General features: G+C 62.8%; 25 protein-coding genes. 13 read left to right on the top strand and 12 right to left on the bottom strand.

Annotated elements, in window-relative coordinates:
- The coding region (locus tag ACXJ7R_RS04535; RefSeq protein ID WP_457150772.1) for a hypothetical protein at positions 1 to 351 on the bottom strand (351 nt) is incomplete at its 3' end.
- A 271-nt stretch (positions 352 to 622) separates the two neighbouring features.
- Between ACXJ7R_RS04535 and ACXJ7R_RS04530 the strand changes: the two genes are divergently transcribed.
- From ACXJ7R_RS04530 to ACXJ7R_RS04520, 3 genes are all read left to right on the top strand, one after another.
- A complete protein-coding gene (locus ACXJ7R_RS04530) occupies positions 623 to 991 on the top strand; it encodes an Hpt domain-containing protein (RefSeq protein ID WP_457150771.1) in 369 nt (122 codons plus the stop codon).
- A 99-nt stretch (positions 992 to 1,090) separates the two neighbouring features.
- Positions 1,091 to 1,411, top strand: a complete 321-nt coding sequence (locus ACXJ7R_RS04525; protein ID WP_095085095.1) for a 2Fe-2S iron-sulfur cluster-binding protein — start codon at positions 1,091 to 1,093, stop codon at positions 1,409 to 1,411.
- Positions 1,412 to 1,494: 83 nt separating this feature from the next.
- Positions 1,495 to 2,523: an NAD(P)/FAD-dependent oxidoreductase gene (locus ACXJ7R_RS04520; RefSeq protein ID WP_457150770.1), complete on the top strand. Its 1,029-nt coding sequence runs from the start codon at positions 1,495 to 1,497 to the stop codon at positions 2,521 to 2,523.
- 33 nt (positions 2,524 to 2,556) lie between these two features.
- Here ACXJ7R_RS04520 and ACXJ7R_RS04515 read toward each other — a convergent pair whose 3' ends face one another.
- The gene (locus tag ACXJ7R_RS04515; RefSeq protein WP_457150769.1) at positions 2,557 to 4,035 is read right to left on the bottom strand and encodes an MDR family MFS transporter; all 1,479 of its coding nucleotides are present in this window, start codon (positions 4,033 to 4,035) and stop codon (positions 2,557 to 2,559) included.
- 217 nt (positions 4,036 to 4,252) lie between these two features.
- On the bottom strand, positions 4,253 to 4,891 hold the full coding sequence (locus ACXJ7R_RS04510; RefSeq protein WP_457150768.1) for a DUF922 domain-containing Zn-dependent protease: 639 nt from the start codon (positions 4,889 to 4,891) through the stop codon (positions 4,253 to 4,255).
- A gap of 119 nt (positions 4,892 to 5,010) precedes the next feature.
- Between ACXJ7R_RS04510 and folP the strand changes: the two genes are divergently transcribed.
- The 3 genes from folP to folK are packed head-to-tail and all read left to right on the top strand — an operon-like array spanning position 5,011 to position 6,721.
- Complete coding sequence (folP, locus tag ACXJ7R_RS04505) at positions 5,011 to 5,862, top strand: dihydropteroate synthase (RefSeq protein WP_457150774.1); 852 nt, start codon at positions 5,011 to 5,013, stop codon at positions 5,860 to 5,862.
- Between the two features lie 3 nt (positions 5,863 to 5,865).
- Positions 5,866 to 6,225, top strand: a complete 360-nt coding sequence (gene folB / locus ACXJ7R_RS04500; RefSeq protein WP_095085091.1) for a dihydroneopterin aldolase — start codon at positions 5,866 to 5,868, stop codon at positions 6,223 to 6,225.
- Complete coding sequence (gene folK, locus ACXJ7R_RS04495) at positions 6,209 to 6,721, top strand: 2-amino-4-hydroxy-6-hydroxymethyldihydropteridine diphosphokinase (RefSeq protein WP_457150767.1); 513 nt, start codon at positions 6,209 to 6,211, stop codon at positions 6,719 to 6,721. Before folB ends, folK begins: the two co-directional genes overlap by 17 nt.
- A 28-nt stretch (positions 6,722 to 6,749) precedes the next feature.
- Here the strand turns inward: folK and ACXJ7R_RS04490 are convergent, their stop codons facing one another.
- Together ACXJ7R_RS04490 and ACXJ7R_RS04485 are read right to left on the bottom strand one after the other, a co-directional pair.
- Entirely contained in the window at positions 6,750 to 7,295 is a 546-nt protein-coding gene (locus ACXJ7R_RS04490) for a DUF924 family protein (RefSeq protein ID WP_457150766.1), read from the bottom strand.
- 14 nt (positions 7,296 to 7,309) lie between these two features.
- The gene (locus ACXJ7R_RS04485) at positions 7,310 to 9,145 is read right to left on the bottom strand and encodes a monovalent cation:proton antiporter-2 (CPA2) family protein (RefSeq protein ID WP_457150765.1); all 1,836 of its coding nucleotides are present in this window, start codon (positions 9,143 to 9,145) and stop codon (positions 7,310 to 7,312) included.
- A gap of 247 nt (positions 9,146 to 9,392) precedes the next feature.
- Here ACXJ7R_RS04485 and ACXJ7R_RS04480 point away from each other — a divergent pair, with 247 nt between their 5' ends.
- Complete coding sequence (locus ACXJ7R_RS04480; protein ID WP_095085087.1) at positions 9,393 to 9,659, top strand: hypothetical protein; 267 nt, start codon at positions 9,393 to 9,395, stop codon at positions 9,657 to 9,659.
- 77 nt (positions 9,660 to 9,736) lie between these two features.
- On the opposite strand, the gene ACXJ7R_RS04475 is transcribed toward ACXJ7R_RS04480, so the two are convergent.
- From ACXJ7R_RS04475 to ACXJ7R_RS04460, 4 genes are all read right to left on the bottom strand, one after another.
- Positions 9,737 to 10,291 (bottom strand): hypothetical protein, encoded by a 555-nt coding sequence (locus tag ACXJ7R_RS04475; RefSeq protein ID WP_457150764.1) that lies wholly within the window; start codon positions 10,289 to 10,291, stop codon positions 9,737 to 9,739.
- A gap of 135 nt (positions 10,292 to 10,426) precedes the next feature.
- Positions 10,427 to 11,524, bottom strand: a complete 1,098-nt coding sequence (locus ACXJ7R_RS04470) for a YcjF family protein (protein WP_457150763.1) — start codon at positions 11,522 to 11,524, stop codon at positions 10,427 to 10,429.
- Complete coding sequence (locus ACXJ7R_RS04465; protein WP_457150762.1) at positions 11,521 to 12,999, bottom strand: YcjX family protein; 1,479 nt, start codon at positions 12,997 to 12,999, stop codon at positions 11,521 to 11,523. The genes ACXJ7R_RS04470 and ACXJ7R_RS04465 overlap by 4 nt, the downstream gene beginning before the upstream one ends.
- A gap of 63 nt (positions 13,000 to 13,062) precedes the next feature.
- Entirely contained in the window at positions 13,063 to 13,566 is a 504-nt protein-coding gene (locus ACXJ7R_RS04460) for a SixA phosphatase family protein (RefSeq protein ID WP_095085083.1), read from the bottom strand.
- 340 nt (positions 13,567 to 13,906) lie between these two features.
- Between ACXJ7R_RS04460 and dksA the strand changes: the two genes are divergently transcribed.
- Positions 13,907 to 14,323, top strand: coding sequence for an RNA polymerase-binding protein DksA (dksA, locus tag ACXJ7R_RS04455; RefSeq protein WP_095085082.1), 417 nt, complete (start codon positions 13,907 to 13,909; stop codon positions 14,321 to 14,323).
- Between the two features lie 132 nt (positions 14,324 to 14,455).
- Here the strand turns inward: dksA and ACXJ7R_RS04450 are convergent, their stop codons facing one another.
- On the bottom strand, positions 14,456 to 15,202 hold the full coding sequence (locus ACXJ7R_RS04450; RefSeq protein ID WP_457150761.1) for a hypothetical protein: 747 nt from the start codon (positions 15,200 to 15,202) through the stop codon (positions 14,456 to 14,458).
- Positions 15,203 to 15,424: 222 nt separating this feature from the next.
- On the opposite strand from ACXJ7R_RS04450, the gene cckA reads away from it, so the two are divergent.
- On the top strand, positions 15,425 to 17,998 hold the full coding sequence (cckA, locus tag ACXJ7R_RS04445) for a cell cycle histidine kinase CckA (protein ID WP_457150760.1): 2,574 nt from the start codon (positions 15,425 to 15,427) through the stop codon (positions 17,996 to 17,998).
- Positions 17,999 to 18,086: 88 nt separating this feature from the next.
- Complete coding sequence (locus ACXJ7R_RS04440) at positions 18,087 to 18,797, top strand: purine-nucleoside phosphorylase (protein ID WP_457150759.1); 711 nt, start codon at positions 18,087 to 18,089, stop codon at positions 18,795 to 18,797.
- Here the strand turns inward: ACXJ7R_RS04440 and ACXJ7R_RS04435 are convergent.
- Positions 18,794 to 19,099, bottom strand: a complete 306-nt coding sequence (locus tag ACXJ7R_RS04435) for a ribbon-helix-helix domain-containing protein (RefSeq protein WP_457150773.1) — start codon at positions 19,097 to 19,099, stop codon at positions 18,794 to 18,796. The two genes, ACXJ7R_RS04440 and ACXJ7R_RS04435, sit on opposite strands and share 4 nt — an antisense overlap.
- 230 nt (positions 19,100 to 19,329) lie before the next feature.
- Here ACXJ7R_RS04435 and ACXJ7R_RS04430 point away from each other — a divergent pair, with 230 nt between their 5' ends.
- From ACXJ7R_RS04430 to ACXJ7R_RS04420, 3 genes are all read left to right on the top strand, one after another.
- Positions 19,330 to 19,725 (top strand): VOC family protein, encoded by a 396-nt coding sequence (locus ACXJ7R_RS04430; RefSeq protein WP_095085077.1) that lies wholly within the window; start codon positions 19,330 to 19,332, stop codon positions 19,723 to 19,725.
- A 169-nt stretch (positions 19,726 to 19,894) separates the two neighbouring features.
- Positions 19,895 to 20,425: a Twin-arginine translocation pathway signal gene (locus ACXJ7R_RS04425; RefSeq protein WP_095085076.1), complete on the top strand. Its 531-nt coding sequence runs from the start codon at positions 19,895 to 19,897 to the stop codon at positions 20,423 to 20,425.
- Between the two features lie 45 nt (positions 20,426 to 20,470).
- Entirely contained in the window at positions 20,471 to 22,042 is a 1,572-nt protein-coding gene (locus ACXJ7R_RS04420) for a GMC family oxidoreductase (RefSeq protein ID WP_457150758.1), read from the top strand.
- A 109-nt stretch (positions 22,043 to 22,151) separates the two neighbouring features.
- On the opposite strand, the gene ACXJ7R_RS04415 is transcribed toward ACXJ7R_RS04420, so the two are convergent.
- The coding region (locus tag ACXJ7R_RS04415; protein ID WP_457150757.1) for a PhoX family protein at positions 22,152 to 23,971 on the bottom strand (1,820 nt) is incomplete at its 5' end.

The raw sequence follows: 23,971 nt of genomic DNA, 5'->3' as shown, positions 1-23,971 counted from the left end.
CTTGTAGTCCTTCTGGCGATCGTCATTGGCTGGCGCGAAACCGGCGGGCTGGGCACCATTGCGTGTTTCGACGGGGCGCAACTCGGCGGGCTTGGGCTGGGGCGCGGGTTTCGTGGCCTCACTACGCGCGGCCTGGCTCTGATTGACTGCTGGCGCCGGCTTGTCGTTGCGTCCCTCGCGCGCCAGTTCGTCGGCGGCCTGGGATATCTGCGCTTCCAGATCTTCCATCGAAGCCGCGATGTCGAGGTCGCCGTCGCCGGCATCGCTGCTGAGGTCTAGATCAAGCGCCTTTTCCAGTTCCCTGGCCACATCGTTGTCGAGAGTTCTCGTCGTCGTTGTTTTCTTTGCCATGCCTTCTACCCTGTACTAGCTGCTGCGGGCTTATAATTGTGTTTTTATCGTACCCCGCGCAGGAGGCTGAAAATGGACCCCTCGTATCGTAATGACACAGGGGGGTAAAGAAAACATGCATTCCGCGAGATACGTAAAACTTTAAATATAAGGTTAACGGAAGCGTGATTTCGGCGCCGCTTTCGCAACATTATTCCCCGCCACTCATTAACCCGTTGTCCACTGGAATCGCCTAGTTTTCCGGGCGATCGAAGAAACGGAGTTCGAGTTCATGCGTGGCGAAAGCGGCATTGCCTTCTCAATGCCCGGGGGCGACGTATCCGGACCTAGGCGGTCACGGCCGGTCGATTTGGCACACCTTGCCCGCCAGACCATGGGCGACCGCAGCCTCGAGCAAGAGGTGCTGGCGCTGTTTGTACAACAGGCCCTGTCGGTGCGCGAGAAAATAGTCGATGCCGACATCAAGGACCGGCTTCTGCTTGCGCATGGGCTGAAGGGTTCGGCACGCGGTGTCGGTGCCTTTGCCATCGCCGATTGCGCCACCGAGATCGAGCACCGGCCGGAAGACAACCAGACGCTCGGGCGGCTTGGCGCGCTGATCGACGAAGTGCGCGATTTCATCGCCGCCATCAGTCGCTGAACCCGGTTTGCGGAAAAACGTCACCGAGCGGCGCTTTCGCGCGCAGTTGACTTGTCAGCCGGAGTGATTATCTCGGCTGAGACTCCCTTCAGGTGACAAATGACAAAGCTGACTTTCATCGCCCATGACGGCACACAATTCGACATGGACGCCGAGAACGGCTCGACGGTCATGGAGAACGCGATCCGCAACGCGGTGCCGGGGATCGAGGCGGAATGCGGGGGCGCCTGCGCTTGCGCGACCTGCCATGTCTATGTCGACGAGGCATGGACGGCTCAAGTCGGCGAGCCGGAAGCGATGGAAGAGGACATGCTGGACTTCGCCTACGACGTTCAGCCGAACTCGCGGCTGTCGTGCCAGATCAAGGTGCGCGACGCGCTAGACGGTCTGGTCGTGCGGGTGCCGGCCCGCCAGGGCTGAGACACTGATTTTTGCCGGCTGCTGCTTGGCAGCGGCGGATTGCTCATGCAGTGTCACTCGGGTTCCGCAGCGAGGCACACAGCATGACCGACATCACCAAGACAGACGTCCTTATTGTCGGGGCAGGGCCGGTCGGCCTGTTTGCCGTGTTCGAACTCGGTCTGTTCGACATGAAGTGCCACCTGATCGACATCCTCGACCGGCCGGGCGGCCAATGCGCGGAACTCTATCCGGAAAAGCCGATCTACGACATTCCAGGCTGGCCTTCGATCTCGGCGCAGGGACTGGTCGACAAACTGCTCGAGCAGATCGCGCCGTTCAAGCCTGACTTCACCTACAACCGCATGGTTTCCAGCCTGGAAAAGCTGGAGGACGGCAGCTTTCGCGTCACCACCGACGAGAATGAGGTGTTCGAAGCCAAGGTCGTGGTGATTGCCGCCGGCGGCGGTTCCTTCCAGCCCAAGCGGCCGCCGATCCCGGGCATCGAACCCTATGAAGGCAAGAGCGTCTTCTACTCGGTACGCAGGATGGAAGATTTTCGCGGCCACGACCTTGTCATTGTCGGGGGCGGCGATTCGGCGCTCGACTGGACGCTCAACCTGCAACCGGTGGCCAAGAGCGTGACGCTGGTGCACCGGCGGCCCGAATTCCGCGCCGCACCCGACAGCGTCAACAAGATGTATGCCATGCAGGAGATGAAGCAGCTGGATTTCCAGGTCGGGCAAGTGACCGGACTGACCGGCGCCGACGGCCAGCTATCATCGGCTGTCATCAAGGGACCGGACGGCGATGTCGAAGTGCCTTGCACGCGCATGTTGCCGTTCTTCGGCCTGACCATGAAGCTCGGGYCGATCGCGGAATGGGGGCTCAATCTTCACGAGAACCTCATTCCGGTCGATACCGAGAAGTTCCAGACATCGGTGCCCGGCATCTTCGCGGTCGGCGACATCAACTGGTATCCCGGCAAGCTGAAGCTGATCCTGTCGGGCTTCCACGAGGTGGCGCTGATGGCGCAGGCGGCCAAGCGCATCATCAGCCCCGGCGAACGCATCGTGTTCCAGTACACGACCTCATCGACCAGCCTGCAGAAGAAGCTCGGCGTCGTCGACTGAGCCGCTGGATCGGCTCGGCTTCGCCGACCGCTTCTATTCCGCCATCACCGGCGCATGGTCGGCCTGGCCGCGAAGTGGCTTTTCCGGCATCAGGCCGAGTGTGATCAGCGCCAGCAGCAGCGTTACCGCGGCTACAAGGAAGATCATCACGAAGGGCACCACTGAAATAACCTGTCCGACGGCAAGCGTGCCCTCACCGGCAAGCGGCAGGCCGTAGCCAAGTGCGACAGCGCCGAGCATGGCGACGCCGAGCGCGCTGCCCAGCGAGCGCAGGAAGGTCAGAACGCCGGTAGCGACGCCAAGGTGCGCGCGATCGACAGCATTCTGAACCGATACGGTGGCGACCGGGAAGGTGGTTCCGCTGCCCAGGCCGATGCAGATCGTAAGGACCTCGACGACCAGCAGCGAGGCGTGCCCGGCAACCAGGGCAAGCAGTCCGAGACATAGGATCGAGAAGAACACGCCGACCATCGCGATCCGCTTGTAGTGGACGAAGCGCGGTATTGTGCGTCCGCTGAACGTGGCGCCGGCCACAGTGCCGAGGAGAAGGCCCAGCATCGCCAGACCCGACTCGCTGACCGAGAGGCCGACAATCGACTGCAGATAGACAGGCAGATAGACCGCCAGACCTATGTTGGCGGCCTGCAAGAGGAACATCGACGATGTGCCGGCGAGAACGATCGGGTTGCTCAGCACTTCAAGCGAGATGAGTGGTTCGGCCGCGCGCAGCAGCCGCAAGGCAAATGCCACCCAGAAAACCACCGAGACGGCGAGCAGCCCAAGAATTTCGCGCGACAGCCATGGATATTCGCTGCCGCCCCAGTTCAGCGCCAACAACAGCAATGCCGTGGCCACGACAAGCAGCAGCGCGCCGAGGGCGTCGATGCGATGCTGCTTTGCGGCAATAGGCAGCTTCTTGAGCGGGTTGTTGATGATCGCCATGGCCAGCAGGCCGAGCGGAATGTTGATCCAGAAAATCAGCGACCAGTGCAGATGTTCGGCGAAAGTGCCGCCGAGCAGTGGCCCGGCGATGCTGGCGACAGCCCAGGTGCCGGAGATCCAGGCAGCGTAGCGCGCCCGTTCGCGTGGCGGAACGAGGTCGCCGATGACAGTCTGCGTCAAGGTGAAGAGGCCGCCACCACCGGCGCCCTGGATGGCCCGCCCGACAACCAGCACGAACATGTTGGGCGCCATGGCGCTGACCAGCGAACCCAGCAGAAAGATCAGGATCGCCGCATAAACGGTGGGCCGGCGGCCATAGACGTCGGAAATCTTGCCGTAGAGCGGTGCCATGGCGGTCGCGGTCAAGAGGTAACCGGTGACGATCCACGGCAGGTATTGCGCATGGCCGAGCGCATGCCCGATGGTCGGCATGGCAGGCGCCACGATGGTCTGATCGAGTGCCGCCAGCAGCATTGACAGGAGCACACCGGCGATGATGGCGTTCTTTTCGGCTTCGCTCAGTGGCACGCCGGCTTCCACCATCGTTGGCTTGTCGACAGCCTGATCCATGATCGTTCATCCGTAAGCTTGCGATTGACCGGCACTGTCCGGCCGTTCCGGTCCCTTTGACCGTTTTGATCGCATTGGCGTTTTGAAGCCCGCGCCTGGCGAGCCCTGCTATATGTCGTTCCGTAATAGGCCGATTTCGACAGGCGCCCGAAAGTTTTTCGAGGCTGGCACTACGCTTCGGTGGATTTGGCTTTCGCCGGCGCCGCTGGTTTCCGAGTCAAGCCGGTGGCAGCTGACCCCTCTCGATGCGTTCGATGCGATAGCGCAGCAGCCTCAGGATGCGGCTTTCGAAATTGACGCTTTCGACACGGTCGAACTGCAGCTGCGCACGGTCATGCCTGGCCAGAACTGCCGCGGTGATTTCGGCGGCCTTGGCCTTGGCAGCGTCGCAATTCCTTTGCGGGTAGGTGGCTTTCAGGTCCTCTTCGAGTTCCCGGCCATGGTTCTTGGCAATTTCGACATGGCGCTCTTCATGGCGTCTGATGTCGGCGGCCAGCGTGTCCCAGAACAGCCTAACATCGGCATCGGCCTTGCGCGGGCGGCGCCATTCGGGAAGGATCACCTTCACCTTGACGGTCACAACCGCGTCGGCGATCCGGCAGGAGTTCGAAGTCTTGGCATAGCTGATGCGGGTGGTGAAGGCCATCTGGGTGGCGCCCGGGTGCCGCGTGCCCGTGCTTTTGACCTCCGGCCCGCGTTTGGAGAGTTGTGCCTCGATGTCGTCGAGGGTGCTGCCGCCAATGGCGAAATAGCTGTACGTCTTGACGAGATTGGCCGCACCAGCCGGGACGGCAGTGGCGGCAAGCAGCAGCGCACAGAGCAGGGATGGTTTCACGCCAAGCATGGATCGGTTCATCAAGTTGCCTCTTCGACCACCTTGCTTTACGGCCGTTGCCAGCGCAACGGAATTGATCCGCAGCGGATCACACATCGTTGATGAGCCTCTTGATTGATGAGCCCATGGTTGCTGAGCAAATGACGGCTAGGCGATGGCAGTTGGCGCATGGACGCCATCTCGACCTTGGCGGCAAAGCCGTGGTCGTCGGCATACTCAACGTCACCCCCGACAGTTTTTCCGACGGCGGACTGTTCGACGCTCCCGAAAAGGCGTTGGCCCAGGCACGGCGCATGATGGGGGAAGGAGCACTGGTCGTCGATGTCGGCGGGGAATCGACCCGCCCGGGCGCCGCCGCGATATCGGCGAGCGACGAACAGGCCCGCATCCTGCCGGTGATCGAAGCGCTGGCGAGCGCCGGCGGGGTGCTGATTTCGGTCGATACCTACCGCGCCGACACCGCCCGGCTCGCGGTGGCCGCCGGCGCACACATCGTCAACGATGTCTGGGGGTTGCAGCGCGAGCCCGACATTGCCCGTGTCGCCGCCGACACCGGCGCCGGGCTTGTCATCATGCATACCGGGCGGGGCCGCGAGAAGCTGCCCGACGTGATTGCCGATCAGTTGGCGTTCCTGCGAAAATCGCTGGAAATCGCCCGCCAGCATGGCATCGCCGACGACCATATCGTGCTCGATCCCGGATTCGGCTTCGCCAAGGAGACGGCGGAGGAAAATCTCGATCTGATGGCGCGCTTCTCCGAGCTCAGTGCACTTGGCTTGCCGCTGATGGCCGGTACCTCGCGCAAGCGCTTCATCGGCACCGTCACCGGCCGCGACGCGGCCGGCAGGGGTGTCGGAACGGCGGCGACCAGCGTCATCCTGCGGCTCAAGGGCGCCGATCTGTTTCGCGTCCATGATGTCGCATTCAACGTGGACGCGCTGGCGCTCGCAGATGCTATGCTGGCGCGTCAAAGCGACCAGGCGAGAAACTGAGCGATGTATGTCATCCGCATGAAGAATTGCGCGTTCTTTGCCCGGCACGGCGTGCTGGACGAGGAGGAAAGGCTCGGCCAGCGCTTCTATGTCGATGCCGCTCTCACCGTCGATCCCGGCCGGGCGCTTGTTGATGATTCCATCGAGGATACGGTCAACTACGGTATCGCTTTCACGGAGATCGAAAAGATCATCACGGGACAGCGCCGCTTTCTGATCGAATCCCTGGCACTCGAGGTCGCCCGTGCACTGACGGCGCGTTTTCCGCAGATCAAAAAAGCCGAGATCACGGTGCGCAAGCCAAACGCTCCGGTCCCCGGTGTGATCGATTACGTCGAGGTGACCGTTGTCTGGCCCGAATAGCACGGTCTATCTCAGCCTTGGCGGCAATCTTGGCGACCCGGCGAAATCGATGGGCGCGGCGCTGCGCATGCTGGATGCCGACGCAGATACGCGCGTCACCGGCGTATCCTCGCTCTATCGCACACCGCCCTGGGGTAAGCTCGATCAGCCGGATTTTCTCAATGCGGCTGCCGAAATTTCCACCGGACTGGTGCCGCGAGCCTTGCTCGACCTCTGTCTGGATGCCGAGCGCAGACTGAAGCGGGTGCGCGAGGAGCGCTGGGGACCGCGGCTGATCGACATCGACATTCTGGTGTTCGGCGACTGCGTCATTCACGAGACCGGACTGGAAGTGCCGCATCCGCGCATGCTGGAACGCGCCTTCGTGCTGGCGCCGCTGGCGGAGATCGCGCCGGGCCTGGTTGTCGGTGGCCGCAGCGTCGCGGACCGGCTGGTCGCGGTCGACACTTCCGGTATCGAGCGATTGCCGTCCGGCCGGGATTGGTGGCTGGTCTGATGCCCGGGCGGGGCGACAGCAGGAGCTTCTAACCGGAGAAGCCGCCGCCATCCAGGAACGCCTGCTCCTGGGGTGTGGTCTCGCGGCCAAGCATCCTGTTTCGGTGCGGAAAACGGCCAAAATTCCAGATGATGTCGCGGTGCTCGAGCGCATATTTCAGGTTGAACTCGGCTTTGGCCTTGTGCAGCTCGACCGACACCTCCTGGTCGGCAAGGTTTTCCGAATGCTCGAACGGCAAATACAGGAACACGCGGACTTCAGGTTCCAGTGCCAGATCATGGCCGGCCGCGACGGCCTTTTGAGCAAAATACTTCGCCAACGGATCGGTCGCGCACATATGGCCGGTGCCGCGAAAGCAGTTCCGCGGAAACTGGTCGAGCAGGATCATCAACGCCAGCGAGCCTTCGGCGTGTGCCGACCAGTCGTCGCATTCACGCCGCGCGGCGGCATAGTGGAGATCGAGAAAGCGGTTGCGGAAGTCGGCATCGAAAGCCTCGTTCTTCTCGAACCATGCATCCTCGCCTGCGTCGCGCCAGAATTTGGTGACCGACAGGGCCCTGCTGTCCAATTCCATGCATAATTCCTTGTTCAATCCGCGGGTTCTGATTTGTGCAAAACACCGGCCGTCTCTTCATTGAGTGCCTGGCCGGTACGGCGCGGCTGGGTGAGGGGCGTGGGAATGGGCGTGCCGATATTGCCCCTCAGGAAGCGTTGTCCGGCACGAACACCTTCGGCGAGTTGGGTTTCGAAACGGGCGGTATCACGGCGCCGCACATCCTCGATCACCTCTGCCACGTCTTCTGGATCGACGCCGAGCGATTCCAGCGCCGAGCCGCCGAAAACCAACGCCGATTCGAAGGTTTCGCGCAGCTGGAAGTCGACGCCGGCACGAATGAGCTGCAGCGCCGTGCCGCGGTCGAAAGCCCGGGCGAGCACAGTGAGCAGTGGAAATTCGGCCTTGATCAGCTGGGCGATGCGAACGGCCACATCCGGCTTGTCGACGCAGATCAGCACGGCGCGCGCGCGGCCAGCCCCGGCCGCATGCAGGATGTCCAGCCGCGTGCCATCGCCATAATAGACCTTGAAGCCGAAATCGGCCGCCGCCTGGATCATTTCGACATCGTTGTCGATGATCGAGACGTCGATGCCGCGCAGGAGCAGCGGCTGACTGGCGATCTGGCCGAAGCGGCCGAAGCCGATGATCAGCACGCTGCCGGTCAGGCCATCGGCAATCTCGACCCCGTCGAGCGACTGCTCGTCGCGCGGTGTGAGATACCGCAAGGCGATGATCGCCAGCGGCGTCAGCACCATCGAGATGATGACGATCGCCGTTAGCGTCGCGTTGGCCCGGTTGTCGATGATGCCGACCGCGGCGGCGGCCGAATAAAGGACGAAGGCGAATTCGCCGCCTTGCGCCATGAAGACCGCACGCTCCAACGCTTCGCGATGGCGGGTTTTCAGGACCCGCGCGACGATGTAGATGCCGAGCGCCTTCATCACCATGTAGGCGACGACATAGATGGCAACCAGCCGCCAGTTCGCGACCACCACATGCAGGTCGAGCGACATGCCGACGGCAAGGAAGAACAGGCCGAGCAGGATGCCGCGAAAGGGTTCGATGTCGGCTTCGAGCTGATGCCGGAAGGTCGATTCCGACAGCAGCACGCCGGCCAGGAATGCACCCATCGCCATCGACAGGCCGCTGAGCCGCATGGCGAGCGCCGATCCGAGGACGACCAGAAGGGCGGCAGCCGTCATCACCTCGCGGGCACGGGCATCCGCCAGGATGCGGAAGAACGGATTGAGCAGATAGCGTCCAGCCAGCACCAGTCCGACAATCGCGGCAAGGCCGATGCCTATCTCGGTGAAGCGCTCCGCCAGGCTGGTGTCGGCGCCGCCGGGCGCCAGGAATGCGATCAGGGCCAGCAGCGGCACGATGGCGAGGTCCTCGAGCAGCAGCACCGAGACGATGCGCTGGCCTTTCGGCTCGGCGATTTCGCCGCGTTCCTCCAGAAGCTGCATGACGATCGCCGTCGAGGTCAGCACGAAGCCGGCGCCGGCGACGAAAGATTGCGAGATCGGAAACCCTCCCGCCACGCCAACAGCGGTCAGCAAGACCGCGCAGACGCCGACCTGCAGTGCACCGAGGCCGAAGATCTCGCGGCGCAGGCCCCACAGCCGCGAGGGCTGCATTTCCAGTCCGATGATGAACAGGAACATCACCACGCCGAGCTCAGCGACGTGAAGAATGGCTTCCGATTCGGAAAAGACGCGCAGGCCAAACGGGCCAATCACCACACCAGCGGCCAGATAGCCGAGAATCGAGCCGAGACCCATGCGCTTGAAGATGGGAACGGCGACAACGCCGGCTGCAAGCAGCGCCACCACCTGAACCAGATCGTTGCTCGATGCCTCTACCGCCATGCCGCCATTCCGCTCGTTTGAGGATCGATTCCGATTTCGAAGTCTCTTTGACAAGGGGCGAAGATAGGGGCTTCGGTGGGGATCGAACAGCCCGAATCCGGATCACCGGCGATGTTGCGGGCGCGTTACACAAGTTGACGTTGGGAACGCGTTGCATCTTGCCACAATCGAAGGCTAAGGACGCTCGGCTTCGGCCATTGGAGGGTGAGCGACGATCAAGTCGAGCCCTTTTGAGGAGATGACTGACATGAAGAAGTTTTTGTTTGTTGCCGTCGGCCTGGCGGTGCTGGCCGGTTCGGCGTGCTCGAAGGCGCCCGAGTGCACGGCCGAGATCGCAACCAAGAAAGCGCAGGACATGGCTGCCGCGCTACAGGAAGCGATCACCAAGGACCCATCCAAGGCGGCTGACCTGACGGCCAAGGTGCAGGCCGTGACAACCAAATATCAGGGCACCACGACATTGGCCGACGCCTGCAAGGCGTATGACGAGGTGACGGCCGCGATCAAGGGCTAATCGCAGGATCGAAGCGGTTTGAACGAGGCGGCGACCGTTAGGTCGCCGCCTTTTTGCTTTCAGAGATCTATGATTGTTCAGTTTGGCGCGATGGAGCCGACTTCGATGGCATCGACACGCTTCAGGCTCATGCCGATCACCGGCACCAACTGGTCGTCGACACGCACCGCAATGGTCACCGTCATCGAATTGTCGTCAGGGATGCGGGCCTGCATCACGCCGCGCAGCTGGTTGCGGTTGATGGTGAAGACCACCTTGCGGGCATCGACGACATTGCCGCCGATGATGTCGAGGCCGGAACCGGTAGCGCCGCCCATGAAGCTGCCCTTGTAGCCCTCGCGGCCCTTGCGCTCGATCGTGGCCGTCATTTGCTGGGTGAACATGCCGACCCGGCAACCGCCGTCGAGTGTCATGCCGACCTTGCCGTCCGGCGTCGAGCCGGTGAAGCTGCAGTTGAATTTGGTGCCTTTGTACTTGCCGGCGACGATTTCGCCGGGTCCGATCCATTTGCCTTCGGCCGACTGGAAGAACTGCTTGTCCGGCTCCGCGGCGGAAGCCGCCCCGGCGATGCCGACGAGTGCTGTTATCGCGGTTGCCAGGGGCAAGACGCTGGACAGAATTACACTTTTCATCGACGACACCCGGCAACAAAGAGGCTGTTTGGAACCCGTCTGACCATGAACAAGATTGGTTAATGCTTCGTCACTACGGGACCACTGGAAAGCAGTCCGGTAACAATTCCGAAGGTCCAAAAGCTGCAGCCCGGTTCACTTGCCGGATGGGGTTGTTTCGGCATCTTTCCTGGTTGCAAACGATGTCAGCGCCGAGAGGAAATCGCCCAGTCCCGGACGCTTCGCGGCGCTGAAGGGTAGGGGACGCGTGGTCTCCATCGCCGCGATGCCGATGCGCGCCGTCATCATGCCATTGACGACGCCCTCGCCGAGCTTGGCCGAAAGGCGCGCCGCCAGGCCGTGGCCGACGATCTGCTGGACGAAACTGTCGCCGACGGCGATCGAACCGGTGACCGCCAGATGCGCCAGCACGCTGCGCGCGAGGCGGAAGAAGCCGAGCGTTCCCGGCCGCCCACCATAAAGCTCCGACAGGCGGCGAATGAGGCGTCCGGCCTCGAACACGACATAGGCGACATCGACCAGCGCGCGCGGGCTGACCGCCGTCACCAGCGAGACGCGTTTGGCCGCCTCGAGAATCATCACCTTGGCCCTGGCATCGAGGGGGCCGAGAATTTCGGCTTCGGCCAACCGCACCAGATTGCCGCCATCGATGATTTCGCCGCGCAGTTCGGCCAGCGCGCGGCGGCCGGCCGCGGTCTCGGGCTTGGCCGCGACGAAGGCCGACAGCTCGTCGACCACCGATCGTGCCGCCTTGGGATCGTCGCGTGCAATCGCATCGAGCGCTCGCTTCTGCAGCTTTTCGACCTCGGCGAGGCGGGCGATGGCCAGGAACTCGCGGATCAGGATGACCAGAAGCGCCAGCACGGCAATGGCCGCCATGCCGGCGGCCAGCCAGCCCAGCCATTCGGCACGCGCAAAGAGGTCACGTATGAGCTGATCGGTCCACAGGCCGACAGCCAGCGAAACCAGCACACCAAAGGCGCCGAAGAAGATGCTGCCGAGCAGCGACCGCTTTCTGGGGGCGATCGCCGGCGGCGGTTCGGCGGCAACGATGTCAGGCTCGTCGAAGACATCGACTTCCGCCGGGATGACCATCGCGACATCGGTCTTCATCGCACGGGGCTTCCGCTCGGAGTCAACCTGGACCTGGGCACGGCGTGCCTCAGGCGCCTCTTGTTTCGATTCGGCTTCCGGCTCGATACGGAATGCGGCCGGCTTGCGGGGCGCGGTCATGCCAGATGATCTCCAATCAGGAACTGCAAGGCACGGTCGAGCCGGATATGCGGCAGCGACAGCGTGACACCTTCGGCGGTGCGCTCGAGCTTTGGGGGACGGAAACGGACGAAGCGGATTGCCGGATCCCCGGTATCCTGCTTGTGATCGGGCCCCGAAGCATCGAACACCGCATCAATGTTCTCCGGTAAATCACCGGGAAATATGGCAGTTTCCGTTTTGCCGTCAAAAGTTTCGCCGTTGATCTTCTCCCCGGCGATCGGCGTGCCGATGATGACGGGAAGTGTCTCCCGGCCCTGCTTGACAGTGCCTTCGCGCGTCGCGCGCACCGCCGCCATGGCGACGACATCGACATCGGCGCCGGTGAAATTCGCGCGGGCCACGGCACGGTCGGCAAGCCGCCGCACGATCGCCTGCAAGCGGTCATGGCTTTCGTGGTGCAGATGGTCGGCCTTGGTCGCGGCAACCAGGATGCGGTCGATGCGCCGTGAAAACAGGTCGGTGAGGAAGCTGCCTCGGCCGGGACGGAAACAACTGAGGATCTCGGTCACCGCGCGCTCGAGGTCGGCCATGGCGCCGGGGCCAGCGTTCAGGGCCTGCATGGCATCGATCAGCACGATCTGACGATCGAGGCGCGTGATGTGTTCGCGGAAGAACGGTTTGACGACATGCGTCTTGTAGGCCTCGTAACGCCTGTCCATCATGGCGTGCAGCGACCCTGGGCGTGCGCGCCTGTCGCCCAGCCTAGGCAGGGGCGCGAAGGTCAGTGCGGGCGAGCCTTCGAGATCGCCAGGCATCAGGAAGCGGCCGGGCGGCAAGGTCGAAAGCGCCCGCTCGTCGAGCTTGCACGCCTTCAGATAGGCGGCGAAGCTTTCGGCCAGGCGGCGCGCCGTCATCTCGTCGGCATCGGCGTTCGGGTCGATCTCCGCCGACAACGCCCGCCAGGCCTGCGACAGGTCCTCGCGCACCGGCAAAACGGCCATTTCGAAGGCTTCGCCGGAAAAATCGGCGAAGGATTTGCCAAGCAGCGGCAGGTCGAGCAGCCATTCGCCGGGATAGTCGACGATATCGACCGACAGTTTGCCGGAGGCAAACATGCGGTTCCAGCCGGAGGCTGATTCATATTCGATGGTCAGCCGCAATTCGGAAATGGCGCGCGTCGAATCGGGCCAGGCGCGATCGTTGACCAGTGCGGCGATGTGATCCTCGTACTGGAAGCGCGGCACGGCGTCGTCAGGCTGCTGTTCGAGGAAGGCACGGGCGATGCGCCCGGATTTCTGGGCCTCGAACAGCGGCAGGCGCCCGCCATGCATCAGATTGTGGACAAAGGCCGATATGAACACCGTCTTGCCGGCTCGAGAGAGGCCCGTGACACCCAATCGCAGCGATGGAGAGAAAAGCCCGGTGGCGCGGCCCGACAGCGTGTCGAGGGCAATCCTCGCCTCGTCGGTGAAAGTGGTCAGCGATGATGCCAAAATATGATCTCTCGGGCTTCGGTCCGCCCGATATAGGCTGTGGAACCCGGCTTTGAAATGGCGTCAGAGATCGGCCGGCGTCAGGAACGCTTCGAGATGGCCGGCGCCCTGGGCGGCTTTTGCCAGGTCGCCGTCGAAGCGGACGACCGCCAGGCCCGTGGTCGGGAAACCGTGGTTGAGCGTGGCCCGCGCCGTCTCGTCGCCGCTGCCCGAAACCGCCATGGCGAGATCCTCCGTCATCGGATTGTGGCCGATGACCAGCAACGAACCCGATCCGCCATTGTCGCGGATGAGGCGGAGGTAACCGGCGGCGTCTTCGCTGTAGAGCGTGTCGAAGAACAGGACCCGTCCGGTGTCGGTCTGACCGGCCAGGCCTTCCAGCGTCTCCTTGGCGCGTTTGGCGTTGGAGCAGATGGTCAGGTCCGGAACATAGCAGCGGGACCGCATGGCGGCGCCCATCATTTCGGCATCGGCGCGGCCGGATGCGTCGAGCGGGCGGTCGAAATCGCGCATGCCGGGCAGTGCCCAGCCGGCCTTGGCATGTCGCAACAGATAAAGCGTGCCCACCCAACCTCCGCTGACGCCGAATGCCGAACTTCCTGGATTAGCCACGAGAAAGCCGCTGCGCACAATGGCCCGTGTTCTTCAAACACAGCGAATCATCGATGTGCGGTGCCGCAAAGGGCGCTTGTGCTTCGGCGCGAAGATCATGCCGGTCTTCGAAAAGCATGTTGCACGGGATCCAAAGTGTCGAAGCGTAGTTTGGTATCGAAACGACCATTCGCTGCTGCAAAGGCGCCCGCCACCGAACATTAACAATTGCGTGAGACAGCGGCCGATTGCGCTTGTGCAGGCGTCGGACCGCGAATATATAGGCGCCAAAATTGGGGCAGTTTGGGTGAGTCGAATGAACGACATCGTTACCGCCGATTACATACCCTCCGAAGACGAGCCGTTCATGAATGAACGGCAGAAATCCTACTTCCGCCAAAAGCTCGTCACCTGGAAGAATGACATATTGCGCGAAGCGCGCGAAACTCTCGAAATCCTGCAACAGGAAAACGCCAACCACCCCGATCTCGCCGACCGCGCCTCTTCGGAAACCGACCGCGCTATCGAGCTCAGGGCCCGCGACCGCCAGCGAAAGCTCATCGCAAAGATCGATTCGGCCCTGCAGCGCATCGACGAAGGCACCTACGGCTATTGCGAGGAGACCGGCGAGCCGATCGCGTTGAAGCGGCTTGATGCGCGTCCGATCGCAACGTTGTCGATCGAAGCGCAGGAGCGGCATGAGCGCCGCGAAAAGGTCTATCGCGACGACTGACGCATAGCCCATGGGCTGTGCTCATGACGGTTTGCGGCGATGTTGATATAAGAATGGCCGGTTTTCCGGCCATTTTTGTTGGCGCGCCCGCCCGGCCCAATTCCCCGGCCGGCTGCGCAGGTCAGATTCTGATCATCTCTTCTGGCTGGAGAGTTCGCCCAGAAGCTTCGTCATTTCGTCGTCGAGCGACTGCGGCGCCTTCGCCGCCGGTTTGCTCACCGGGCTGCTCGAACGCGGCTGGTCGAGCGACACTTCGAGTTCCTTCATCAGCTTATCGTCGATGCTGTCCTGCGTTGGCGGCGGTGGCGCCTGCCTGACGGCATTGGCGTTCGCGGATCCATAGGCGGGCAGCGGTGTGACATTGGTCGGCTGTGGCTTCGGTAGCGGTGCTGGTGCAGGCACCGGTGCTGGCGCTGCCTGGCGCGGGCGTGCGGGCGCCGCCGCATTCACCGGCTGCGGAGCAGGTGCTTGCCTGGCCGGCGGCAGAGGAGCGGATTGAGGTGCACGCGGTTTCGCCGCTGGGGCCGCGGCGGCCGGCACCGGCTGCAAGCCGCCATCTCCGGTCAGCGCCGGACGGCGTGGCGCCGAAAGCCGGATGTCACGTTCGACGACAACGTCGGTCGGACCGCCGATCAGCAGCAGATGTTCGATATCATCGCGGCGTATCAGCACCAGCCGGCGATGGCTGTCGACGGCGGTGGCGTCCATGACGGCCAGCCGCGTCTTGCGGTTCCTGCCGCCGGCAACGAAGGTTCCGAACGTCAGGTTGCGCACAAGCTTGATGATAACGAGAACGATGACCAGCAGGACAAGCGCTGCAAAAGTCCACAACAGTGCTGCGGCATAACCGGGGCCCGCCACGCTATCCAGCCATTGCATTGGTTTTCCCTGATTGCCCTGAGGAGGTGATGCGACACTAGACCGTTGCGGCGGGCTACCGCAATGCGTTTCCGCTCTTGATGAACAGCTTGAAAACTCCGAAGGCCGGAAGATATCATTTTTATCCGACATTTGCCGCCCAGGCCTTTTCCGGACCAGGAGAATATGATTCAACCGGTCAAGGGCGGGTGTCGGAACACCGGATTCACGAGCAGGGGGCACATGGCCAAGGAAGCGCGCGGCGATTTCTATCCGGTACCGATCGTCGACCAGAATACGCGACCGGGCGCGGTTACCCGGCTCATCATTTTCATCGTCGTTCTGACCGGGGCCGCTATTGTCTTCGGCCTTTTCCGCGAGCGCCTCGGCGACCCTTTCCTGCTCGGTATGCTCGGTGTGCTGGCGATGATCGGCGTCGGCTTCCTGTTCGCCACGGCGATCGGCTTCGTGCAGATCACGCCACGCTCGACCGGTGACGAACTCTCGAAGGCATTCGTTGATTCTATGTCGCAGGGCCTTCTCGTCACCGACACCAAGGGCCGCGTCGTCTACGCCAATCGGGCCTATGCCGACATGACCGGAGCGACGTCGGCGGCCGACCTGAAGACGGTCGAGGGGTTGCTCTCGGATGTCCCCGAAGCCTCGGTGACGATCTATCGGCTGGCGTCCGGCCTGCGCGACGGACAGTCGGGCGACGGCGAGTTTCGTCTCGCGCAGTCCATTCGGCCGGGCGCCGAGCCCGGCGCCCGCTGGTATCGGGCGCGTGCCCGCGCCTTCAGAGTTCCGGGCCAGCGGCTGCCGATGCTGGCCTGGCAGCTTGCCGACATCTCGCAAGAGCGGGCCGAGCAGGAGCGTTTCTTCCTCGACCTGCAGAAGGCGATCGATCACCTCGACCATGCGCCAGCCGGCTTCTTTTCAGCCGACCAGGACGGCCGTGTCACCTACATCAACGCCACGCTTGCCGAATGGCTGGGCATCGACCTTACCAGTTTCACGCCCGGCTCCGTCACCCTGCCGGAGATCGTGGCCGGAGACGGCATGGCGCTGGTCCGCTCGGTCAAGGCCGACCCCGGAACGACACGCAACGCGGTCATCGATCTCGACCTGACGACGATGACGGGCGAGGCGCTGCCGGTGCGCTTCATGCACCGCGTTTCGGCCAGCCGCGAAGGCCTCAACGGGCCGACGCGCACGATCGTGCTGAACCGCACGCAGGGCGAGGACGCCTCGGCCGACCTGCGTGCTTCGGAAGTGCGCTTCACCCGCTTCTTCAACTCGACACCGATGGCGATCGCCGGCGTCGACCACAGCGGGCGCATCCTGCGCACCAATGCGCCGTTCCTGTCGCTGTTTTCGTCCGTCGTCGACCGGGACGCGGTCGATCGCCGCGTGCGGCTCGACACGGTGATCCATGAGCGCGACCGGCCGGCCTTCGCCGCGGCTTTCGAAAAGGCGCAGCAGCGGCAGGCCGACATCGAGCCGATCGATACCTTGCTGCCCGGCAACGACGACCGGCACATCCGTTTCTACGTCAACGCGGTCGCCGACGGCACCGGCGGCGAGGGGGCTGAGGAGTCTGCGATCGTCTACGCCGTCGAGACGACGGAGCAGAAGGCGCTTGAAGGGCAGATGGCGCAAAGCCAGAAGATGCAGGCGGTCGGCCAGCTTGCCGGCGGTATCGCGCACGACTTCAACAATGTGCTGACCGCCATCATCATGGCGTCCGACCTTTTGTTGACCAACCACCGTCCGTCGGACCCGTCCTTCCCCGACATCATGAACATCAAGCAGAATGCCAACCGGGCGGCCTCGCTGGTGCGGCAATTGCTTGCCTTCTCGCGCAAGCAGACGCTGCGGCCGGAAGTGCTCAACCTGACCGACGTGCTGGCCGATCTCAGGATGCTGCTGGCCCGCCTTGTCGGCAACGACATCAAGCTGAAGGTCGACCATGGCCGCGACCTGTGGCCGGTCAAGGTGGATATCGGGCAGTTCGAACAGGTGGTGGTCAACCTTGCGGTCAACGCGCGCGACGCCATGCCGGCCGGCGGCGATCTCACCGTGCGCACGCGCAATGTGACCGCCGAGGAATGCAAGGCCTTCTCCTACCGTGAACTCACCCCGGCCGACTATGTCGTGGTCGAGGTCGAGGATACCGGCAGCGGCATCGCGCCCGACGTGCTGAAGAAGATTTTCGAGCCCTTCTTCACCACCAAGGAGGTCGGCAAGGGCACCGGGCTTGGCCTGTCGATGGTCTACGGCATCATCAAGCAGACCGGCGGCTTCATCTTCTGCGATTCCGAGGTCGGCAAGGGCTCGACTTTCCGCATTTTCCTGCCGCGTCATATAGCGGAAGCGAAAAAAGCAGGCCAGCCCGACGATCTGCCGGCGGCACCGGTGAAGGTTGCCGATGCGGCCAAGGATCTGTCCGGCTCGGCCACGGTGCTGCTCGTCGAGGACGAGGACGCCGTGCGCATGGGCGGGATGCGGGCGCTGGTGTCACGCGGCTATACCGTGCACGAGGCCTCCTCGGGCGTCGAGGCGCTGGAAGTGTTCGAGGCGCTGGGCGGCAAGGTCGACATCGTCGTTTCGGACGTGGTGATGCCTGAAATGGATGGGCCGACGTTGCTCGGTGAACTGCGCAAGCGCCAGCCGGACATCAAATTCGTCTTCGTGTCCGGCTATGCCGAGGATGCATTCGCCAGAAACCTGCCGGCGGACGCGCATTTCGGCTTCCTGCCAAAGCCGTTTTCGCTCAAGCAACTGGCGACGATCGTCAAGGATGTGCTGGAGAATTAGAATCTCCTGATGTTCTTTTCCTTGCAAGACGCCGTGACAACGCCATGATTGAGGGCTGAAACGGCAGGCGGGCTTGGGGGAGCAGCGGTTGACGCCACACAACGAAGCAGACAAGGGTGCCTACGCCGACACGGTGTTGTTGCCGGGTGACCCGCAGCGCGCCGAATGGATGGCGCAAACTTTTCTGGAAGCGCCGCGCTGCATCAATCGCCGACGCGGCGCCCTTGGCTTTACCGGACTGTTTCGCGGCAGACCCATCAGCATTCAAGCGACCGGCATCGGCGTCTCGTCGTTTCTGATCTATGTGCATGAATTACTTGACTATTATGGCGCTCGGACGTTGATCCGCACGGGCACCTGCGGCAGCCTGACGGCCAAGGCCAAGCTGCGCAGCCTGGTCATCTCGCAATCGGCACAGGCGGAAAGCGCTCAAAGCGGCCAGGTTTTCGGCCTCTACAAGGCTGTCGCCGGTCCGGATCCAGCACTTCTCAGCTGCGCGCTGACCAAGGCAGCCGAACTTGGCATCGACCATTGTGCCGGCCTGACGGTTTGCAGCGACATCTTCTATCATCCTGAAGGACGCGGCCGCTTTGCCGATGCGCAGGCAGCCGGTGCTCTGGCCGTGGATATGGAAACCAGCGCGCTTTATCGCATCGCGGCCCATTTCGGGGCTCGGGCACTGTCGATGTGCACGGTGGTCGACAACATCGAGACCGATGAACTGACCGACTACTCCGAGCGCCAGGAGCTGTTCAGCGATATGAGCCGGCTGGCTCTTGCTGTCGCGGTCGACAGCTAGGCAGCTTGCCGCTTCGGCATCGCCTGTTCATCCATGCCTGGCCGATGGCCGCGCAAATAGAGCGCGCAGGTGGTGCGCAGCATGGAGGCAAAGTTTGGAATGGCGCCGTTGATCTCGATGGCTTCGTCGTAAAGCTTGGAGATGAATTTCGGCGTCGTCAGGCCTTGGTTTTCGGCGATTTCATCGAGCAACGCCCAGAAGGTCGCCTCAAGCTGGATGCTGGTGGAGTGGCCGTCAATGCGAATCGACCGATTGATCTGGCGATAGCCTTCGGGGTCCTGGCCCGCAAATACCCTGCACATCCGACAAACCTCCCATGCTTGTTGGTCTTGGGCGGGCAGGCGTACGGTCTGATACTGCTCGACCTGTCCCCGTGCGCATTCTCTGGCAAAATTGCCGGAACGGCAATCGGACTTTCGTCCCTGTCCCCTAAAGCGCGTCGCCAGTTCACGGTTTTGGGCGTGGTAACCGGCTGCCACCACCTTTTCCCCGCTCTGCCCATAATTGGCTCCACACAAGGGCGGAGACTGATTTGGCCAAAGCAATTCATTCCATGATCCGGGTTCTCGACGAGGCCCGATCCGTCGATTTCTACAGGAATGCCTTCGGGCTCGATGTTGCCGACAGGCTGGACTTCGAGACGTTCACGCTCATTTACCTCAGCAACGCCGAAACCGGGTTCGAGCTCGAACTGACCGTGAACAAGGGTAGGGTCGAGCCCTACGTGCTCGGCGATGGTTACGGCCACCTCGCGGTCTCGATCGCCGACCTCGACAGCGAACATGATCGCCTCGGCGCGCTCGGCCTCAACCCGAAGAAGATCGTCGAGTTCAACCATGACGGTTCGCCGATCGCCCGCTTCTTTTTCATCGAGGATCCGGACGGCTACAAGATCGAGGTTCTGCAACGAGGAGGCCGCTTCCAATAGGAGACAATGCGGCCGCACCGGCGCGTGCGGCGCCAGCAACGGCGCGCTCAAGCATTTCGCCCAAAAGTGCGCAGCGGTTTTGGGACAACGAGATGCACAAACAAGGTCTTGAAGCACGTCGATTGTGGCGCGCTTCAAGGGGCGCAAATAGCAAGCAGGGAGGAATATTATGGTCACGATCTATGACGGGAAGCCTGGACTTTCACGTCGTGAGCTTCTCAAACGCGGTGGCATTGGTGCGCTGCTCGTCATTTCCGGCAGCGCGGTCATCAGCCCCGAACATGCCTGGGGGCTCGAGACATCCGCGCTCAAGCCCGAAACCATGGCGACGCTGATCCAGATGGCGCGCGACATCTATCCGCATGATCAGGTTCCCGACAAATATTACGCCATCGCGGTGAAAGGCCATGACGAGCAGGCCGGCAAGGACGCCGCCTACAAGACGATGATCGAAGACGGTATCGCCGACCTTGACAAGAAGTCTGGGGACGGAGGCTACCGGGGCCTTGGCTGGGAGGAGCAGCGCGTCGCGGTGCTGAAGCAGATCGAGGCGACGCCGTTCTTCCAGGCCATCCGTGGCGGCCTCGTCGTCAGCCTCTACAACCAGAAAGAGGTCTGGCCGATCTTCGGCTACGAGGGCGAGTCCTTTTCCAAGGGCGGCTACATCGCGCGCGGTTTCAACGACATCGAGTGGCTCTGAGCCCCGTCGTTTTGAACCCGCAAACAGAAATCATGGGAGGAAACCATGGCAACAGCATTTGACCTGAACAACGACGGCGTGGTCGTCATCATCGGCTCGGGCGCCGGCGGCGGTACGCTCGGGAACGAACTTGCCCAGAAGGGTGTCGACGTCGTCATCCTGGAGGCCGGCGCGCGCCACGAATATGAGGAGTTTGTCAACGACGAGTGGGATTCGTTCACCCAGCTCGCCTGGAAGGACAAGCGCACCACCTCCGGTGACTGGCGTGTGGCCAAGGATTTTCCGAACCTGCCGGCCTGGATCGTCAAGTCGGTCGGGGGTTCGACGACCCACTGGGCCGGAGCGTCGCTGCGTTTCCAGGAGCATGAGTTCAAGACGCTGTCGACGTATGGCAAAGTGGAAGGTGCCACCCTGCTCGACTGGCCGATCACGTTGGCCGAGATGGAGCCCTACTATGCCAAGGCCGAAGCCAAGATGGGCGTCACCGGGACCAATGACTGGCCGAGATTGCCGGGCAACAACAATTTCAAGGTGTTGAAGGCTGGCGCCGACAAGCTTGGCTATAAGGAATGCCACACCGGCAACATGGCCATCAACTCGGTCGAGCGCGACGACCGCTTGTCCTGCCAGCAAACCGGATTTTGCTTCCAGGGCTGCAAATGGGGCGCCAAATGGTCGACGCTCTACACCGAGATCCCCAAGGGCGAGGCAACAGGCCATCTCGAGGTCAGGCCGAACGCCATGGCGATCAAGATCAACCATGACGCCTCGGGCAAGGTGACCGGCGTGGTCTACGCCGACAAGGATGGCAAGCTGCAAGAGCAGAAAGCCCGTATCGTCGCAGTCGCCGGCAACTCAATCGAAAGCCCGCGGCTGCTGCTCAATTCGTCGTCGGGCAAATTCCCCGACGGCCTTGCCAACTCATCGGGGCAGGTGGGCAAGAACTACATGCGCCACACCACGGGCTCGGTCTATGCCATCTTCGACAAACCGGTGCACATGTATCGCGGCACCACCATGGCCGGCATCATCCGCGACGAGGCGCGCCATGATCCGTCACGCGGCTTCGTCGGCGGCTACGAGTTCGAGACGCTGTCGCTCGGCCTGCCGTTCATGGCGGCCTTCCTCGATCCAGGGGCCTGGGGCCGCTCGTTCACCACGGCGCTCGACCACTACGACCACATGGCCGGGCTGTGGATCGTCGGCGAGGACATGCCACGCGCGGAGAACCGCATCACGCTGCATGCCGACATGAAGGACGAGCACGGCATGCCGATCGCCGACGTGCATTTCGACGATCACCCGAACGATACCGCGATGCGCAACCATGCCTACAAGCAGGCCTCGGCGCTTTATGCCGCGGTCGGCGCCACGCGCACCTTCCCGACGCCGCCCTATCCGTCGACCCACAATCTCGGCACCAACCGGATGAGCGAGAAGGCGGCAGACGGCGTCGTCAACAAGCATGGCCAGACGCACGACATCAAGAACCTGTTCGTGTCGGACGGCAGCCAGTTCACGACGGGTGCCGCCGAAAACCCGACCTTGACGATCGTGTCGCTGGCGATCCGCCAGGCCGATTACATCGCCGCGCAGATGTCGGCCAAGACGATCTGAGCCGGCAAGACATCGCCCCGTAACCGGGGCGGTGCCAATTTCAGTGTCCTCCCGGGCCGCAAGGCGGAACGCGCAACGCGCGTTCCGCCTTTTTGTGTGACCAGACTGATTAGGCGCCGACCGGCTGCCCGTCCTTGCGGCGGATGGCGACCACGGACGGGCGGGGCAACTGGCCGTCCTTGAAGTCGGGCCACAGTGTCTGCACTTTGTCGAGCGTCTCGGCGTCCTCGGCCGGGTGCTGGACCGACAGGAACAAGGTCGTGCCGTCGGGGGTAAAGCAAGGGCCGGTCGCTTCGGCGCCATGCGGGCAAGTGAACAGCAGCTTCGGCAGGCCACGCGCCGGGCCTTCGGTGTCGACGCCGTAGACGCCGTCCGGCAGGTCGAAATCATTGGCACCGTCGGTCGCCACCCAGAGCCGGCCGGCCGGATCGAAGGTGATGTTGTCGGGGCAGACGAACCAGCCATTGTCCGATGTTTCCGGATGGAAGGTGGCGCCGACCGCGGCGTCCTTCGGGTTGCCGCACAGCACGAACAGATCCCAGGCATATTTGTCGGCGGTATGGTCGGCGTCCACGCCGCGGCCGCCTGGCGGGATCAGTTCGACGATGTGGCCCCAGAGGTTTTCCGGACGCGTGTTGGCCGGATTGACCTTCGACTGGTCGCGCTTCTTGTTCTTGGTCATCACCGCATAGACGCGGCCGGTCACAGGATTGGTCTCAATGTCCTCGGGGCGGTCCATCGGCGTGGCACCCAGCGCGTCCGCCGCCAGCCGTGTTTTCAGCAGCACTTCGGCCTGATCGGCAAAGCCGTTTTCAGCCGTAAGCTTGCCTTGGCCGTGAACCAGCGGCAGCCAGGTCATGGAGCCGTCGGCGTCGTAGCGCGCGACCGAAAGCACGCCATCGTCCAGCAGGTCGTTGCCGGAGGCCGGTTTGGCCGGATCGTAAGCCTTGTTCGAGACGAAGCGGTACATGTATTCGAAATAATCGTCGTCGCCCATGTAGACGACGACGCGGCCGTCCTTGTTGAGGACGACGGTGGACGCCTCATGCGACATGCGGCCAAGTGCCGTGCGCTTCACCGGCTTGGACTGGGGATCATAGGGATCGATCTCGACCACCCAGTCGAAACGGTTGGCCTCGTTCGGTTCGTTGTCGAGATTGAAGCGGTCGTGGAAGCGGCCACGGCCATAGATGTCGGAACCGTCGAAGCCATAACGATCGAGGATTTCCGCGCTCGGCGCCTTCTTCGGATCGCCGCCGAACAGGTCGGAAACACCTTCCTCGCAGGTCAGCACGGTTCCCCACGGAGTGAAGCCGCCGCTGCAATTGTAACTGGTGCCGAGCACCTTCTTGCCGGTAGCATCGGCCGAGGTCTGCATCAAGGCATGGCCGGCAACCGGACCGGAAACGGTCATTTCGGTGTTGGCGGTGATGCGGCGGTTGAGCGGGCTGTCCTCGACCAACGACCACTTGCCATCCTTCAACAGCACTTCGACGATCGAGTGCCCCATGGCGGCCATGCCGAGATCGACCTGTTCCTTGCTCATCGTCTTGCCGGCGTCATCCTCGGTCGTGCCGGGAAACATGACATTGGGCGAGATGTATTCGTTGTTGACGCAGAGCAGGCCGTGGTCGGAATTGACCGTGCCTTTTGGCAGCGGCAGGAAGGCGATGTAGTCACAGTTGTAACCAAAGCGCTTCTCTTGCTCGTCGGCAGCGACCTTGTTGCCGTCGAAATCCGGCAGACCCGCGACGAGCGGGTCGCCCCAGCGTGCCACGATCGTGGTCTCATAGCCCTCGGCGGCGGCGTGGGTCTTGTCGTAGACGCGCTTCAACTCGGGAAAGCCAAGTGTGGAAAGCGCCGCGGCATGTGTTTCTCCGGCAAACAACGAACCGACGAAGCTGCCGCCGGCAATCAAAGCACCAGATG

The organism is Mesorhizobium sp. P5_C1 (assembly GCF_054049815.1).
The sequence above is the reverse complement of the archived record's forward strand: the minus strand, read 5'-3'. Positions and strand labels throughout refer to the sequence as shown.